The 16,146-nt window shown below is 70.6% G+C and carries 16 protein-coding genes; 5 read left to right on the top strand and 11 right to left on the bottom strand.

Annotation, left to right across the window (positions count from 1 at the left end; genetic code table 11):
- Positions 1–5: 5 nt before the first annotated feature.
- The 5 genes from FYW95_RS23550 to FYW95_RS23530 form a co-directional block, all read right to left on the bottom strand.
- Entirely contained in the window at positions 6–1,073 is a 1,068-nt protein-coding gene (locus FYW95_RS23550) for a hypothetical protein (protein ID WP_201301337.1), read from the bottom strand.
- 258 nt (positions 1,074–1,331) lie between these two features.
- Entirely contained in the window at positions 1,332–2,639 is a 1,308-nt protein-coding gene (locus tag FYW95_RS23545) for a dihydrolipoamide acetyltransferase family protein (protein WP_160050853.1), read from the bottom strand.
- 15 nt (positions 2,640–2,654) lie between these two features.
- On the bottom strand, positions 2,655–3,668 hold the full coding sequence (locus tag FYW95_RS23540) for an alpha-ketoacid dehydrogenase subunit beta (protein WP_159942624.1): 1,014 nt from the start codon (positions 3,666–3,668) through the stop codon (positions 2,655–2,657).
- Between the two features lie 13 nt (positions 3,669–3,681).
- Positions 3,682–4,788 carry a pyruvate dehydrogenase (acetyl-transferring) E1 component subunit alpha gene (gene pdhA, locus FYW95_RS23535; RefSeq protein WP_160050852.1) on the bottom strand — a complete coding sequence of 369 codons (1,107 nt, stop codon included), beginning with the start codon at positions 4,786–4,788 and terminating at the stop codon, positions 3,682–3,684.
- Between the two features lie 488 nt (positions 4,789–5,276).
- Complete coding sequence (locus FYW95_RS23530; protein ID WP_159942622.1) at positions 5,277–5,954, bottom strand: GntR family transcriptional regulator; 678 nt, start codon at positions 5,952–5,954, stop codon at positions 5,277–5,279.
- A 701-nt stretch (positions 5,955–6,655) separates the two neighbouring features.
- On the opposite strand from FYW95_RS23530, the gene FYW95_RS23525 reads away from it, so the two are divergent.
- Positions 6,656–7,450 carry a phosphatase PAP2 family protein gene (locus FYW95_RS23525; protein WP_159942621.1) on the top strand — a complete coding sequence of 265 codons (795 nt, stop codon included), beginning with the start codon at positions 6,656–6,658 and terminating at the stop codon, positions 7,448–7,450.
- 81 nt (positions 7,451–7,531) lie between these two features.
- On the opposite strand, the gene FYW95_RS23520 is transcribed toward FYW95_RS23525, so the two are convergent.
- Positions 7,532–8,044 (bottom strand): SRPBCC family protein, encoded by a 513-nt coding sequence (locus FYW95_RS23520; RefSeq protein WP_159942620.1) that lies wholly within the window; start codon positions 8,042–8,044, stop codon positions 7,532–7,534.
- 558 nt (positions 8,045–8,602) lie between these two features.
- On the opposite strand from FYW95_RS23520, the gene FYW95_RS23515 reads away from it, so the two are divergent.
- Positions 8,603–10,552 (top strand): heavy metal translocating P-type ATPase, encoded by a 1,950-nt coding sequence (locus FYW95_RS23515; RefSeq protein ID WP_159942662.1) that lies wholly within the window; start codon positions 8,603–8,605, stop codon positions 10,550–10,552.
- 443 nt (positions 10,553–10,995) lie between these two features.
- Positions 10,996–12,006 (top strand): pectate lyase family protein, encoded by a 1,011-nt coding sequence (locus FYW95_RS23510; RefSeq protein ID WP_201295003.1) that lies wholly within the window; start codon positions 10,996–10,998, stop codon positions 12,004–12,006.
- A gap of 119 nt (positions 12,007–12,125) precedes the next feature.
- Here the strand turns inward: FYW95_RS23510 and FYW95_RS23505 are convergent, their stop codons facing one another.
- From FYW95_RS23505 to FYW95_RS23495, 3 genes are all read right to left on the bottom strand, one after another.
- Positions 12,126–12,995, bottom strand: coding sequence for a hypothetical protein (locus tag FYW95_RS23505; RefSeq protein WP_159942619.1), 870 nt, complete (start codon positions 12,993–12,995; stop codon positions 12,126–12,128).
- 70 nt (positions 12,996–13,065) lie between these two features.
- On the bottom strand, positions 13,066–13,554 hold the full coding sequence (locus tag FYW95_RS23500; protein ID WP_159942618.1) for an ATP-binding protein: 489 nt from the start codon (positions 13,552–13,554) through the stop codon (positions 13,066–13,068).
- Positions 13,551–13,970, bottom strand: a complete 420-nt coding sequence (locus tag FYW95_RS23495) for a hypothetical protein (protein ID WP_370462384.1) — start codon at positions 13,968–13,970, stop codon at positions 13,551–13,553. Before FYW95_RS23495 ends, FYW95_RS23500 begins: the two co-directional genes overlap by 4 nt.
- Before the next feature lie 588 nt (positions 13,971–14,558).
- Between FYW95_RS23495 and FYW95_RS23490 the strand changes: the two genes are divergently transcribed.
- A complete protein-coding gene (locus FYW95_RS23490; RefSeq protein WP_159942617.1) occupies positions 14,559–14,762 on the top strand; it encodes a type II toxin-antitoxin system HicB family antitoxin in 204 nt (67 codons plus the stop codon).
- Positions 14,763–14,792: 30 nt separating this feature from the next.
- Positions 14,793–14,999 (top strand): type II toxin-antitoxin system HicA family toxin, encoded by a 207-nt coding sequence (locus FYW95_RS28985; protein ID WP_159942660.1) that lies wholly within the window; start codon positions 14,793–14,795, stop codon positions 14,997–14,999.
- 85 nt (positions 15,000–15,084) lie between these two features.
- Here FYW95_RS28985 and FYW95_RS23480 read toward each other — a convergent pair whose 3' ends face one another.
- Both FYW95_RS23480 and FYW95_RS23475 read right to left on the bottom strand, forming a co-directional pair.
- Complete coding sequence (locus tag FYW95_RS23480) at positions 15,085–15,258, bottom strand: DUF397 domain-containing protein (protein WP_159942616.1); 174 nt, start codon at positions 15,256–15,258, stop codon at positions 15,085–15,087.
- Positions 15,255–16,085 carry a helix-turn-helix domain-containing protein gene (locus tag FYW95_RS23475; RefSeq protein ID WP_159942615.1) on the bottom strand — a complete coding sequence of 277 codons (831 nt, stop codon included), beginning with the start codon at positions 16,083–16,085 and terminating at the stop codon, positions 15,255–15,257. The genes FYW95_RS23480 and FYW95_RS23475 overlap by 4 nt, the downstream gene beginning before the upstream one ends.
- Positions 16,086–16,146 lie beyond the last annotated feature (61 nt).

Here is a 16,146-nt window from a genome sequence, read left to right as displayed (position 1 = left end):
CCGGTTCACGGGGTGCCGACCACGCCCAGCCCGTGGTCGTGCACGACGTACTCCGCGCGGGAGCCGTCCCGGAACCCGATCTCGTCGGCGCGGTCGGTCAGGAACAGGTCCTGGGGGGAGCCGATGCGCAGGGCCTCGGCGGTTTCCAGGACCACCATGGCCAGGCGCACGCCGTTGACCTCGTCGTAGGGGGTGCCGCCGGTGTGGTAGGCGATGTCGTCGTCCAGGTGGTGCGGCTCCGTGGCGGGGGTCCAGCCCAGGGAGGGCAGGTCCAGGGCGTCCAGGTCCACGCCCTCGGCGACGGCCCCCTCGTCCAGGCCCAGCCGCATCGTCTCCCCGATGTCGAGGCGGAAGACCCACGGGCCGTACGTGCCGGGGATCATCCCGTGCAGGCCGAAGGAGCGCTCGACGCCCAGGGCGGTCAGCTCGGCGGGCAGGGTGCCCAGGGACCGCGACAGCAGCCGGGCGTACTCCCGCCAGTCGTCGTGCCGGTGCACCCCGGGCAGGGACAGCCCCCGGTTGCGGCGGGCCGGGACGCTGGCGACGAACCCGCTCAGGGTGCCGTTGCCGTGCTCGTAGGAGTGCGTGTACCAGTTCTCCAGCGGGGCGCCGGGCTGGAGGGCCAGGACGGGGCCGGTGTCCGTGGCGCGCAGTTCCAGGGAGGCCGGGCTGGTCCGCCAGCGCATGAAGGGGGCGCCCCACCGGGGGGAGTCGCGGTAGAAGGACCAGCGCGTGTCGTAGGCGCCCATGACGTCGGGGTCGCCGAGCGCGCCGCGTAGGTTCAGGGCGGCCCAGGAGAAGGCCTCGACGTGCTCGCGGGTGCCGCCCCGGATCCGCTCCAGGGGCTGGTGCAGGCCCAGGTACTCCTCCGCCGTGGTGTGGTCGGCCAGGAGTTCGTCCACCGGGCTGAGCCGGGCGTCCCCCGCCGGGTGCCCGGTGCGCAACCGCGGGCCGTCCCCGTCCGCGACCCACTCCCAGCCCTGGTCGGCCGCCGCGCGGCGCAGCTCCGCCTCGGTCCACTTGCCCGGGTTGAACCTCCGGAGCCTGCGTGCGAGCTCGCGTACCTCGTGCACCACGGTGTCCCTTCGTCTCGGTTCACGCTGATCCTGACAGACGAAGGTGACGCTGCGGAGTCCGACCCTCACACTCGCGGTCCGCTCCGGGGTCCTCCCCGGGGTCGGGCGGGGTTGTCCACAGGCTGTGGACAGCGGAGGCCCGCGCTCCGCCGGCGTGCGGCGCCGCCTCGCGGACACCGGGCGGTGAACGGCGGACGCCCCGGCCGCGCGCGGCCGGGGCGTCCGTGGGGAACGGGTGTCCCTAGGGGCGGAGCGTCACAGGATGATCCGCATCGGCTCCTCGAGGATCTCGGCGAGGTCCTTGAGGAACGCGGCTCCCACGGCGCCGTCCACCGCGCGGTGGTCCACCGACAGCTCCAGCGAGATGCGGTTGCGCACGACCACCTCGCCGTCCACGACCACCGGCTCCTGGCGCATGGCGCCGACCGCGAGGATGGCCGCCTCCGGCGGGTTGATCACGGCGGAGAAGCTGTCCACGCCGAACATGCCGAGGTTGGACACGCTGAACGTGCCGCCGCTCATCTCCTGCGGCTTGAGCTTGCCGTCCCGGGCCTTGCCCGCCAGCTCGCGCGTCCTGGTGGAGATCTCCGACAGCGTCGCCTTGTCGGTGTCGTGCAGCACGGGGACGACGAGACCGGCGTCCACGGCCACGGCCACGCCCACGTTGATCCGGTGGTGCTGGAGCAGCTTGTCGTCCACCCAGGAGGTGTTCACCGCCGGGTGCAGCTTGAGCGCCGTCGCGCTGGCCTTGACGATGAGGTCGTTGAAGCTGACCTTCACGCCCGTGCTGGACAGCTGCCCGTTGATCTGCGCGCGGAAGGCCTTGAGCGCCTCGGCGTCGATGGTGCGGCGCAGGTAGAAGTGCGGCACCGTCTGCTTGCTCTCGGTCAGGCGGCGCGCGATCACCTTGCGCACGTTGCTGATCTTGAGCTCCTCGGAGGCGCGGCCGTCGTCGAAGGCCGGAGCGCTCACGGCGCGCTCCGCGGAGGGCTTGGCCTCCTCCTTGGCCTCCACCTCGTGCGGGGTCTCCCGGGCGGCGCCCTCGCGCGCGGCCTCGATGTCGGCGCGCACGATCCGGCCCTTGGGACCCGAGCCCTTGATCCTGGTGATGTCCAGGCCGTACTCCCGGGCCAGCCTGCGGGCCAGCGGGGAGGTGCGCGGGCGCGGACCGTCCTCGGCCGGCGCGGGCTCCTCGGCCTGCTCGGCCTCCGACCCCTCGGCGGCCTCCTTGATCTCGTCCGCCTTCTCCGCCTGCTCCTCCTTGGCGGGTTCGGCGTGCCGGCCCTCGTCGGAACCGGCGTCGCCGGAGTCCTCGGGCACCGCGTCCGGGGAGTCGGCGATCACGCCGATGACCGCGCCGATCGGCACCGTCTCGCCCTCGGAGACGGACTGCTTGACCAGGTAGCCGTCCTCGTAGGCCTCGTACTCCATGACGGCCTTGTCGGTCTCGATCTCGACCAGGACGTCACCGGAGGCGACCTTGTCGCCCACGTTCTTGACCCACGTGCTGATGACGCCTTCCTCCATGGTGTCGGAGAGGCGCGGCATCTGGATCTCGCTCATGCTTGAAAACTCCCTCTACCCGACCCGTTTGCCGACGGCGCTCAGGGTCTCCTTGATGGCGGTGCTGATCGACTCGACCGACGGCAGGGCCGCCGTCTCCAGCGGCTTGGCGTAGGGCATCGGGACCTCCGCCATGGCGACCCGGCGGACCGGGGCGTCGAGGTAGTCGAAGGCGCCCTCCTGGATCGAGGCGGCGATCTCCGCGCCGATCCCGTAGGTGAGCCAGTCGTCCTCGCAGATCACCGCGGCGCCGGTCTTCTTGACCGAGTCCACGAAGGTCTGCCGGTCCAGCGGACGCAGGCTGCGCAGGTCCACGACCTCGACGTCGATGTCCTCCTCGGCCAGCTTCTCGGCGACCTGGGCGGCCACCATCGCCATCCGGGAGTAACCGATGAGGGTGATGTCGCCGCCCTCGCGGGTCACCTTGGCCCGGCCGATGGTGGCGACGGTGTCATTCGACGGCTCGGCGTAGTCGTCGGGGACCTCGCCCTTGGAGTTGTACAGGCCCAGGTTCTCCAGGAACAGCACCGGGTCGTCGTCGCGGATGGCCGCCCGCAGCATCGCCGAGGCCTCGGCCGGGGTGCTGGGAGCGAGCACCTTCAGGCCCGGGATGAAGGAGTAGAACAGCTCGATGTTCTGCGAGTGCGTGGCACCGAGCTGCTGGCCGCCGCCCCCGGGCGTGCGGATGACCATGGGCACGCTCGTCTGACCGCCGAACATGCCGTAGATCTTGGCGGCGTGGTTGATGATCTGGTCGATGGCGATCAGCGAGAAGTTGATCGTCATGAGCTCCACGACCGGGCGCAGGCCCAGCATGGCGGCGCCGATGGCCGCGCCGACGAAGCCCTCCTCGGCGATCGGGGTGTCCTTGACCCGGCGGGGACCGAACTCCTTGAGCAGGCCCTCGGTGATCTTGTAGGAGCCCTCGAAGACGCCGATCTCCTCGCCGATGACGAGGACGTTCTCGTCGCGGACCATCTCGGCGCGAAGGGTGTCCCGCAGAGCCTGGCGGTAAGTGATCACAGACATGTGGGTTCCTTCCCTACTCCGCGAACACCGGGTCGGCGGGCATGCGGGTGGACTCGTTGGGCACCGGGGTGGCGTAGGTGTAGTCGAACAGCGTCGACACCTCCGGGTGCGGGCTGTTCTCGGCGAAGTCCGCGGCCTCGGCGACCTCGGCCTTGACGGAGGCGGCGATCTCGTCGCGCAGCTCGTCGGTGAGCAGGCCCTCCTGGGCCAGGCGGGCGTCGAACAGGGCGATCGGGTCGTTCTCCTCCGACCGCGCCTCCTCGCGCTGCTCGTCGGTGCGGTACTTGGCCGGGTCGACCACGGAGTGGCCCTTCATCCGGTAGCTCCACGCCTCCAGCAGGAACGGCGTCTGCTCCTCGCGGGCGCGCTCGACCAGCCGGGCGGCGGTGTCGCGGACCGCGAGCACGTCGCGGCCGTCCACGCGCTCGCCCTCGATGCGGAAGGCGGCGCCGCGCTTGTACAGCTCGGGCTCGGCCGAGGACATCTCGACGGTGGTGCCCATGCCGGTGAAGTTGTTGATCACCACGAAGACGATCGGCAGGTTCCACAGCTTGGCGATGTTGAGCGACTCGTGCCAGGCGCCGATGTTGGTGGTGCCGTCGCCCATCTGGCACATGACGACCTCGTCGCCGCCGCGGTAGGAGATGGCCAGCGCGGCGCCGGTGGCCAGCGGCAGCTGCCCGCCGACGATGCCGTAGCCGCCGAGCATGCGGGTGGCGGTGTCGTACATGTGCATGGAGCCGCCCCAGCCCTTGGACACGCCGTCGCTGCGTCCGTAGAGCTCGGCCATGACCCGCTTGGGGTCCATGCCCTTGCCGATCGCGTACCCGTGGTCGCGGTAGTTCGTGAACAGGTAGTCGTCCTGGCGCAGGGCGGTCATCAGACCGACGACCGTGGCCTCCTCGCCGAGGTTGAGGTGGCAGTACCCGCCGATCCGGGCCTGCGTGTAGGCCTGGGCCGTGCGCTCCTCGAACCGCCGGATGAACAGCATCTGGCGGTAGTAGTCGAGCAGGGTGTCGGGTTTCTCGTCGGCGAGGCCGGGGGAGGTGTCCTTGCGGGTGCGTCGCCGGGTCCCGGTGGACCTGGTAGTACGCCCCTTCGGCTTGGCCGTGTCAGCCATGGTGTGCCTTTCTACGTGCGAGAAGGCCTGCCGCTCCGGTCTGTGGACCGGGGTGCCAGGCCCGCCGTGGCCACGCTGTCGGGCGCGACCGTGGCGTGCGACCGCCGCCGGGCTCATGCGGCGGCGGCGCTCTGTGGCTGTTGCGGGGCGCGTCCCGGGGAGCGTGGCTCGTCCTCCCCGGACGCGAAGCGCTGATGGGGTCTCGTGTGCAATTGTCCGCCGGACCCCTGCCGCATTGCTTTCCCGGTCTGCACTGGCCTATGCATCCCCGGGTGGCGGTCGCCCGGGTTCGTCCACCGGCCGGATGAACGACTCCGAGCGCCCGGAAGGGGCTCGCGCGCGTGTGACGTGCGTCGCGCACACTCTACGGTCTGATCGATGATCGATCAATACAACTGTACGGCAGAGATCGGCGGAGCACGGAAACGGGGCAGCTCAACGCGGCCGCGGAAGGCCGGGATCGGTGGAGCCGGGGGGAGCGGGACGGCTCAGCGCGCGCCCTCGTGCGACTTCAGCGCCGCCTCGACGTAGTTGAGCACGTGGTCGCTGAGCATCTGCCCGACCGCGGGGTCGCCCTCACGGAAGGCCCGGGTGATCTGGGCGTGGTCGGCTGCCTTGGCGTGCAGCTCCATGTTCAGCCAGCGCACGGACAGCGCGGTCCACACCTCCACGCCCAGCGACTCCCAGGTGTGCAGCAGCACGCTGTTGTCGGCGGCGCGCACGACCTCGCGGTGGAACTCCACGCTGTGCCGGATCTGCTCGGAGACGTCTCCCCGGGCGGTGGCCGCCTGGAGGGCCTCCACCTCGCGTTCCAGGGCGGAGGGGTCGGCCGCCAGGCGGGGCGCGGCCAGCTGGGCCGCGACCAGCTCCAGCCCGGCGCGGACCGGGTAGATCTCCGCCATGTCCTGGACCCCGAAGGCCCGGACCCGGGCGCCCTTGTTGGGGACCGTCTCGATCAGGCGCAGGGTCTCCAGTTCGCGCAGGGCCTCGCGGACCGGGGCCTGGCTCACCTTGAGCTCCGTGGCGATGCGGCGTTCCACGATCCGCTCCCCCGGCTGCCAACGCCCGGAGAGCAGGCCCTCGACCAGTACCTGCCGGATCTGCTCCCTCAGCGGCTCACGGGCCAGTTTCGAGGGATCATCCGGCAGCTGTGGCAGGTCGACCATCCAGGGCCCTTCCGTTCCGCGGCCAGCGCACGGCCATGCGCGGACCGGTCAGCTCAGCGTCGTACAAGCTCCTTGAAGGGTGCCACACACCCGCGGGTCAACCGGACAGCAGGCCGCGAATCGCTAACGGTCGGCTCACGAACGGGTCGCATGGCGGTGAACCGCCGTCGTCCGGTAGCGGGGCGTGGGGCAAAGTCCGAGGTGGAGGAGAGCGCATGTGGGTGACCACACCACCGATACGGGGAAGTGTCCGGGTAGGCTCATCTGTCGGCAATATTCACACAAAGCCATACGGAGCGTGACACACGCAACGGCGAGGAGGCCGATGACAGCGCCCTGAGCCGCGCGACCAAGCCACGGCTGCGCAGCGCGACGCAGACGCCCCGACCCCCTGTTCTCGGACGCCGAACCTGCCACAGGCTGGCCACGACGAGGTGGAAACCAGCCCGAAGGTTCGGCCGTCGAACGGAGTGGGTGGAAGAGCATCCGCCTTCCGCCGTCCACACCGAGTCGGCCCTGAGGACGTCAGATCAGTTCCGGTAACCACGGCTAGCCGTCCCCCACACTGCACCAGGTGCCACAGGCGAGCCCACGACGTGTGAGACAGCACTGAGCACATGACGCACTCTTCGAGGATCCGACGACACCCACGGGCCAGGCACTTGATCGAACCGTACGACAGGCAGGAGCGTAGGGCCCCCATGGGGGGACCCTACAGCGGACCCATCCCCGTGGTGCGTACCAAGGAGTACGACCCCGGGCCGCCGGTCGTGCGCGCGGTCGGCTGGCCGAGTGTGAGCGAGATCGCCTGGGGGCTGGCCTCGGACCGCGCGGCCATCATCCTGGCGGTGGCGCTGCTGGTCATGACCATGCTCGCCGCGGGGCCGCTGCACCCGGTGGACACCTTCCTGAACGAGCTTCCCCGACCCTACTGGGACTCGCTCCGTGACTTCCTCATCATGTGGCCGGACACGGTGGCCTCCCGTGCGGTCGCGCTGCCGGTCCTGGGCGTCACCGCGCTCCAGCTCGCCTACTGGCACCGCAGCTGGCGCCCGATAGTGCTGGGCGCGGTCGGGGTGGTCGGGATGATGTCCATGGTGTCGGTGATGAAGCTGGCGATCAACCGCGGACACGCCAAGAACTACGACCCGGACTTCTTCATGGGGCCGGGCAACGTGGCCTTCCCCTCCGGGCACGGCGCGAACGCGATCCTCATCTACGGCCTGGTGCTGTTCCTGATCATCCGCTTCGGCGCGGCCCGGCCGCACATCATCCGGCGGCTGGCGTACTGCATCGTCGGCATCGCCCTGCTCCAGGCCACGGTCTCGATCTACCTGCACTTCCACTGGTTCACGGACCTGGTGGCGGGGATGATCGCGGGCGGCTTCGCGCTGCGGGTGACGATCCGCCTGGACCGGATGTTCCCGCACGGGCGCACCGTGGAGTGGTGGCCCTGGTACGGCAGGCGGGAGGGGCCGCTCGCCGCACGGGAGTGAGCCGCCGCGACGGCCGCACCCAGCACCGCGCCCGCCGGAGGGCCTCCTCCGGCGGGCGCGGTGCGTCGGGCAGGGCGGGTATCAGCGCCCGGACTCCAGCAGGTCGCGCATCCGGGCCAGGCGCCTGAGGAACATCCGGTTCATGACGAACCGCAGAACCGTGCGGTCCACGACGGGACCGAAGGGGCCGGCGAACTCCACCCGGTCGGTGTAGGCGGTTCCGGTCCCGTCCGGCGCCACGCTGTGGGTGTGCCGGAAGTAGCGGAACAGGCCGCGCAGCTGGAGGTCGGTGAAGTGGTCGCCGTCCTCGAAGGAGTCGATCACGCCGACCCAGCGCACGGGCAGGATCCCGGCCAGGCGCCAGCGCATGACCAGCGTCTCACCCTCGGCGAAGCCGTGCTCGGGCCAGCGCAGGACCCGCACCGCGCCGGGCATGGAGTCCTCCAGGCCCGCGCTGGTGGTGCAGAAGGCGAACACCCGGTCCGGCGGGGCCGCGAAGCGGGCCGTGTAGACCGCGGTGCTGGTGGAGCGCGGGCGCTCGGTGGTGTGCGGTCCGCTGAGGAGCCCGCGTTCGTCGATCTCTGGTCCGGCCATGATCCCCCCGTGTCGAAGCCCGGTTGCGGCCTACCCGCTCCCCCCGAGGGGAACCCCGGGGGCACACGGGGCGCGTGCGGGCGCCTTGTCGACGTGCCGCTTCGGTGACGTGCGGCGGGGGTCTGCCGACAGGCCGGGTCCGGGTGCGGGTGCGGTGGGCGGCGGAGACCCGGGCCGCAGGGGTCGGGCGTGCCGGGGCGGTGCCCCGCCGGATCCGGGGAGGCCGTGCCCGAGGGACCCGAGCGCACCCGGGAGGCACCCCTTGATTAATACCCCTGAGGGGTATATGACTTGTAGGGAGACGCGCGAAGAGGGAAGTCCTCCGTCTTCTATATACCCCTCGGGGGTATATGAACGGGAAGGGAGAGTGGCATGGACGCACACCACCACGGCTCGCACCATCGAACCGGGGTTCGCGAGGACCACGGTGAGCACACCGACCACGGCGGGCACGCGGACCACACCGAAGCTCCCGGGCACGGCGAGCACGCCGGGCAGGGAGGCCAGGCGGGCCACTCAGGGCACGGGGGACACACGGGACACGGCGACCACGCCGCCATGTTCCGGACCCGCTTCTGGTGGAGCCTGATGCTCAGCCTGCCCGTGGTCTTCACCAGCCACATGGTCTCCGGCTGGCTCGGCTACCACGTGCCCTCGGCTCTGACCTGGGTGCCGCCGGCCCTGGGCACGGTGGTCTTCCTCTACGGCGGATGGCCGTTCCTGACCGGGGCGGTCGGTGAGCTGCGCGACCGCAGGCCCGGCATGATGACCCTGGTCGCCATGGCGATCACCGTCGCCTTCGGTTCCAGCGCGCTCGCCACGTTCGGCGTGGTGGGCATGGAGCTCGACTTCTGGTGGGAGCTGGTCCTGCTGGTGGTCGTGATGCTCCTGGGGCACTGGCTGGAGATGCGCGCCCTCGGGCAGGCCTCCGGGGCGCTGGAGGCCCTGGCCGCCCTCCTGCCCGACCGCGCCGAGAGGATCGGGGACGACGGGCAGGCCGAGCAGGTCCCCGTCACCGAGCTGCGCAACGGGGACACCGTCCTGGTCCGCTCGGGCGGGCGCGTTCCCGCCGACGGCACCGTGGTGCGCGGCGCCGCCGCCATGGACGAGTCCATGATCACCGGGGAGTCGCGCACGGTCACCCGCTCCGAGGGCGACCGGGTGGTGGCCGGAACCGTGGCCACCGACTCCGCGGTCCGGGTGCGGGTGGACGCCGTCGGCGAGGACACCGCCCTGGCCGGGATCCAGCGGCTCGTGAGCCAGGCCCAGGAGTCCCGCTCCCGCTCACAGGCGCTCGCGGACCGGGCGGCGGCCCTGCTGTTCTGGTTCGCTCTGGGCGCCGCCGTGGTCACCGCCACCGTGTGGTCCCTGCTCGGCGAGGCCACCGAGGCGGTCGAACGCACCGTCACCGTCCTGGTCATCTCCTGCCCGCACGCCCTGGGCCTGGCGATCCCCCTGGTCATCGCGATCTCCACGGCCGTGTCGGCGCGGAGCGGCATCCTGGTCAAGGACCGCTTGGCCCTGGAGCGCACACGCCTCGTGGACACCGTCCTCTTCGACAAGACCGGAACCCTGACCAAGGGCACTCCGGCCGTGACCGAAACCGCCGCGGCCTCCGGGTACACGTCCGAGCGGGTGCTGGCCCTGGCCGGGGCGGCCGAGTCCGACTCCGAGCACCCGCTGGCCCGCGCGATCGTCCGCTCCGCCGCCGGGGCGGGCGCGGTGCCCGGCGCCTCGGGATTCCGGTCGCTGACCGGGCGCGGGGTCGAGGCCTCGGTCGACGGTTCCACCGTGCACGTGGGCGGACCGGCCCTGCTGGAGTCGCTGGGACTCGCCGAGCCCGGCGACCTGGCCGGGCGCACCGCCCCCTGGCGCGAGCGCGGTGACACGGTGCTGCACGTGGTCGTGGACGGCGCGGTGGCCGGTGCCCTGGCCCTGGCCGACGAGGTCCGGCCGGAGTCGGCCGCGGCCGTCCGCCGGCTCCAGCGGCAGGGGATCCGGGTCGCGATGGTGACCGGGGACGCCCGGGCCGTGGCCGACGCCGTCGCCGGGAGGCTCGGCCTGGACGAGGTCTTCGCCCAGGTGCTGCCCGACCAGAAGGACGCGGTGGTCCGCGACCTCCAGGAGCGCGGCAACCGGGTGGCGATGGTGGGCGACGGGGTCAACGACGCCCCGGCGCTGGCCAGGGCGGACGTCGGCATCGCGATCGGTGCGGGCACCGACGTGGCCATCGAGTCGGCCGGGGTCGTACTGGCCTCGGACGACCCGCGCGGCGTGCTGGCGGTCCGGGAGCTGTCGCGGACCGGGTACCGCAAGATGGTGCAGAACCTCGTGTGGGCCGCCGGGTACAACGTGGTCGCCGTCCCGCTGGCCGCCGGTGTGCTGGCCCCGGTCGGGATCGTGCTCGCTCCGGCGGTGGGCGCGGTGCTGATGAGCCTGTCCACGATCATCGTGGCGCTCAACGCCCAGCTCCTGCGGCGGGTGGACCTGCGGCCCGAGGCGGAGTGAGTACGGCCGCCACCAGCGAGAAGACCCTTCTTCCGGGGCGCTCCCGATTTCCGGGGGCGCCCCGTTCGCGTGTCCGCGTTCCTTTGGGCAAACGCTTTCCTTCGGGAAGGCTCCTTTTTGGTGGAACTCGGTTCCATGGGACACGGCGCACTTTCTTGGCGTGGTTGTTTTCGGCCCCCCTTTCGCCTTTGTGGCCCCTTGCTGGGGCGATAGTCGTTTCGACGGGTGAAGGCGGTAGCGGGCGCGAAACTCGTTCGCTTTGGGGCGGTTGACACCCCATGTCGCCCGTCGTAACGTCCTCGACACGGAAAGCGCTTTCACTTTCCGGATCCGATGCGGTCCGCGGCCGCATCGGATCCGGGCAGCGCCCCGGGACCGAAACCCGGGGCCCGGCACCCCGCCGCCGGGCGGGGGCCGATCTCTTCGCCCCTCCAAGGAGAGCAATGCGCACCAGACAACGACGCAGGACCCGCCGCCCGGCCCTCGTGGTGATGGCCGCCGCCGCGGCCGCCGCGGGCGCCCTCACCCTGGGCGTCCTCACCGCCCCCAACGGCGCGAACAGCGCCGACACGGTCGCCGCTGCCGCCCCCGCTCCGGCAGCGGCGACCAGCCCCACGGGGTGGGCCTCGCAGAACGGCGGCACCACCGGTGGCGCGGGTGGGTCGACCACCACGGTCACCAGCGCCTCGGCGCTGACCTCGGCGATTCAGGGCACCACGGCCCAGGTCATCCAGGTCCGCGGCACGATCAACCTCAGCGGCATGAACCGGGTGGGGTCGAACAAGACCATCATCGGCGTGGGCTCGAACGCCCGGATCACCGGTGGCGGGTTCAACCTCAACGGCTCGCACAACGTCATCATCCGCAACATCGCCTTCTCCGGCTGGGGCGATGACGCGATCAACGTCCAGAGCGGGTCGACCAACATCTGGATCGACCACAACAGCTTCAGCAACGGGTACGACGGCGCGGTCGACGTCAAGCGCGAGTCCGACTTCGTGACGGTCTCGTGGAACCACGTGCGCGACCACCGCAAGTCGATGCTGCTGGGGCACTCCGACAGCCACACCGCCGACCGGGGGCACCTGCGGGTGACCTACCACCACAACTTCTTCGACGGCTCCTACAGCCGCCACCCCCGGGTGCGCTTCGGCAACCCGGTGCACGTGTTCAACAACTACTACACCGGTAACGACTACGGCGTGGCCTCGACCATGGGTGCCGGGGTGCTGGTGGAGAACAACTACTTCGACGCGGTCAAGAGCCCGACCCTGGTGGGCTACGGCTCCTCCGGTGACGGCAGCCTGGTCCAGCGGGGCAACGTCTTCGCCAACGGCTCGGGCAGCCCGGAGAGCAGCGGGAGCGTGGCCTCCATCCCCTACTCCTGCTCGCTGGACAACGCCCGGGACATCCCGTCCATCGTGCGTGCGGGAGCCGGGGCGGGGAAGATCTAGGACGTCGTGAGGTCCTTCAGATAGCGGGAGGGATCCCGCGACAGGCCACCGTCCCGATCGGATACGGGACGGTGGCCGCCCCCGGCCGGGGCTCCGCGGGAGGCCCGGCCGGAGGTAGGTCAGTCGAAGAGGTCCTCGGCGCGTTCGACCGCGGTGGAGCGGCGGACCCACCCGCGCAGGGTCTCCAGGTCGGTGCAGGACTCGACGCGCTGGCGGACCTCGTCCGACACGGTCAGCCCCCGCGCGTCGAGGAAGAGCAGGACGTTGTTGGCGGCCTCGGCGGCCCGGCCCTCCTCGCGCCCCTCTTCCCGGCCGAGGCCGACGTACTTGCGGGCGAAGTCGCTCTGCCACTTGTAGGTGTCCGCGGACATCAAGCCCTCCAGCTCCTTCCGGGCGGTCTCGTTGAGACCGGCCAGTACGTAGTCATAGTAGAACGTACGGTTCCTCGGATCGGTGGCGTCGAGCGCCTCCACCACGGCTTTCAGTGTGAGCGGCTCGGCGTCGCCGTGGGCGGACAACACCGCCAGCTCGGGCACCGCGCGGGCGCGCTCCACGTCGGTGATGACCGGTGTGTTGCCCGGACCGATCACCAGCGGGACCAGGTCGAAGCCGGGGTGGCCGATGCTGATGGGGCCGGCGCACCAGCGCGCGGTCGCCTCGTCCGGGCACAGAACCACGAGCACCGTCGGGCACTCCAGCCGTACGTGCAGGTTGACCAGGTAGGCGGGCCAGCTCGCTCGCTTGCCCCGGTCCGGTTTGTTCTGACGCTCCACGACGACCGCCAGAACGTTGCGGATGCCGTCCCGGAGCAGGGTGGCGCCGTCGGAGTTGAGCTCCTTGGGGTCGCAGTTGGTCAGGACCGAGGTGGTGGACAGGGCCTCGGTGTACGGGGGCACCTCGAACCCGAGGGACTCCCTCAGGAGTACCGCCGCGAGCGCAGGTTGGTTCTGGATGATCCGCAGCGGGATCTCGTGTTCTCGACTGGGCATACGGTTCCTTGACCGGGGTCGGAGGAGGGAAAGCCCGGGGAACCGGTCCCCGGGCCCGGAGTTCTCGGCGTCACGAGGTGAACCGGTAGGGGCGCAGGTCCGCCGGGGCCCCGCCGGGTGCCACGTCGAAGCAGGCCCACACGTGGGTGCCCAGGTCCGCCCAGGGGGCCAGGCGGAAGTGGCCCCACTCCCGGGAGAGGTCGCGCACGAGCAGCAGGCCGCGCTGGCCCTCGGCCCAGTCCCAGGCCTCCTCGTCGCGCTCGACCGGGATGCGCGGAACGCCCCCGCCGCCCCCGCAGTCGCTCACCGAGAACCGCAGCGTGCGGCGGTCGGGCATGGACAGCGCGCGCAGGACCTCGCCGCCCGCGCGGCCGGAGTCGGTGTACTTGACGGAGTTGGCGAACAGCTCGCTCGCGCACAGCCGGACGGTCTCCACGAGGCCCTCGTCGAATCCGGCCAGGTCGCGGGCCAGGTCGGAGCGCACGCGGGCCAGCTGGGCGAGCTCTCCCCGGTAGACGCGGTGCTCCCAGAACACCACCGGACGGGGTTCCCGGTTCATGCTGGGACCTCCCCTCGCCGCTGGCTGAGCCAGGTCCGGGTCAGACCGGCCAGCTCGTCCCACTCGCCGGGCCGGGCCCGGACGACGCCGAACCGGGGTGCGGGGCCGGAGAGGAGGTCGCCCTCCGGGTTCTCCGACCACTGGCGGACGATGGCGGCGGCGCGTTCCTGCACCTGGGCGAACGCGCGCTGTACCTCGTCGGGTTCGGGGCGCCGGTGCGCCGGAACCGGGCTCTCGGCCGCGCGAAGGCGCTCGTGGTCGGCGTAGTAGGGGCGGACCAGGGCGACCTCCTCGGCCGGAAGGGCCCGCGACGGCGGGGCCAGGGGCGGCGCGGCGACCCTGGCGGGCGCGGCGGCCGGGGGGATCGAGGAGGCGTAGCGGCGGACGCGGGCGGAGCGGCGTCGGCGACCGGCCACGGCCGAGTGGCGTCCGCAGGGGGGCGGAGAAGAAGGCGAGTACCGGGCCGAGGGAACGGCTGAGAAGGGCAGCGCTAAACTGGCGCACGCTGGCAATCCTTGTCTCTTAAGTGGTTGAGTTGCTGGCCACGGCCCCGGACGGCACCTACCGTCGCGGGGTCATTGTGTGGATGCAGTTGTGTGGACGCAGCCAGATTAGGGCATGGGTGTTCGAGGTAGAGCCGTTTTCTGGGGAGCGGGAGAAAAAAGTGCGACCGGGGTACGTCTTCCCAGTTCAGGGGCCGTGAAAAAGGGGTTGGCTGTTTCTGTGGGTGCTGCCCAAACAATCCCTGATGTCGGAATTGATTATTTTGCGATGCCTGCTGGGTGCGTAGTTTCCCCTGTTTTGCCTGTGCGCTGGTCTGCTTCGCCCAACGTCGGCTTCCTTCCCTGCGGTCTCACTGCCCGGCGCTGCCATGTGGTTCATGTCCACGCCTGGGGAACCCTTGCTGGAGGCGTTCGCGACGCTGTCGCACTGCCAGCGCGATGCCCGCATGGCCACGGACGCCGGATCGTGTTCCGTTCTGCACCGGAGAGGCAGGACCTTTCGTGAGCCGTGTCGTAACCGTGCACTACACGTTCGAGGAGGATCCGGAAGGCGGATTCTGTGCCTCGGCCAGCCTGCGCCCGGGGTCCATCGCAGTCGGTGAGGGGGAGACCAGAGAGGAGGCAGTGGACGATCTGAGAGCGGCTCTGGCCGCGCTCATCGAGGTCACCGGAGTTCCGGACGAACTCGCCGTGGAGGTGGCCTGATGCCTCCTCTGTCGCACTACCCGGCGGTGACTGGCCCGGCTTGTCCGGGCCCTGGAAAAGGTCGGGTTCGTTGCACAGGCGAAACGCGGCAAGGGAAGCCACGTCGTCCTGCTGCACCCGGACGGCCGTCAGGCGGTCATCCCCACACACGGCAGTCGTGACCTGAAGAGGATCACGGTCAAGTCGATTCTGGAGGGTCTCGGCATGGGACCGGAGGAGCTTAAGAAGCTGCTCTGAGGACCACAGAGGCCGAACGCGGAGGGTCCTCGCCCATGGCGGCGGGGCGGCGCCCCTGCCGGAACGCCACCCCGTGGTTTCCCGGTCAGCGGTGGTCCGTGGTGGAGCGGACGAGGGCCGTCCACTCGGTGCCGGGAAATGACAGATGGCCCAGGTCCCGGTTCTGGGTGTCCCGCACGAGGACCGCCTCGGGGGTCTCGTTGACCTCCACGCAGCTCTCACCGGTGGAGCTGTAGCTCGACTTGTGCCAGCCGTTCACAGTGCCCGCCTCATCTCTTCCAGCTTCCTCGCCGAGACGTCAGGGGGAAGCGCCCACGCCTGGAGATTGCTGAACACGGTCTCCAACTTCCGGGTTTCCTGCTCCTCGTCCGTGAGGTACTCCCCAACGGCGTGCTCCGCGCACAGGAGGGGCTGCTCACCTTCGATGTATACCAATCTGAAGGCTCCGCTGAGCCAGGCCAGATCGCTGATCCCCGAGGGAAGTACCTGGAGGGTGATCGTGGGCTTCTCGGCTTCCTGGATCAGACGGTCCAACTGTTCCCGCATGACCTCGGAGGTGACCGGCCTGGTGAGGGCCAGTTCGGTCACGATCACGTTGAGCACGAGGCCTTCGTCCGTGTCCAGGTCCGCGCGCCAGGACGCGCGCGTCCGGATGACCTTCTGGATGCGCTTCTCGGAGGCGGTGGGCACGGTGTGCGTGACGATGACCCGGGCGTAGTCGGCTGTCTGGAAGAACCCCGGAACCACCAGGGGGTGGAAGAAACGGATCTCATGGGCCCGTTTCTCATATCCCCGCGACTGCTCGTACCAGTCGAGTGCCGACTGGGCTCGGACCACGTCGCTCCAGGCCCGGAGCAGGGCGCCGTTTGTACGCAGTTCCCGGTCCAGGTCCCGCACAACGTCCGGGTTTGGGGCCCGCCTCGCGTTCTCCAGTTTCCCCAGATAGGTCGCGGACCACTCGGTTCTCGCCGCGAGCTTGTTGAGTGAAAGGCCCTGCCTGGTGCGCAGTCGCTTCAGGTGCAGGCCGAATTTGATCCACTCCTGTTTCTGGGGCTCGTCCATGGCGTACAGCTTGTCATCGAGCACATACGCGCCTATACGGAATCGACCAGTTCGCGGCCATCTCGTACAACCCCTTTCCCCGGCG

Source organism: Nocardiopsis sp. FR4 (assembly GCF_009830945.1).
Lineage (GTDB): Bacteria > Actinomycetota > Actinomycetes > Streptosporangiales > Streptosporangiaceae > Nocardiopsis.
The sequence above is the reverse complement of the archived record's forward strand: the minus strand, read 5'-3'. Positions and strand labels throughout refer to the sequence as shown.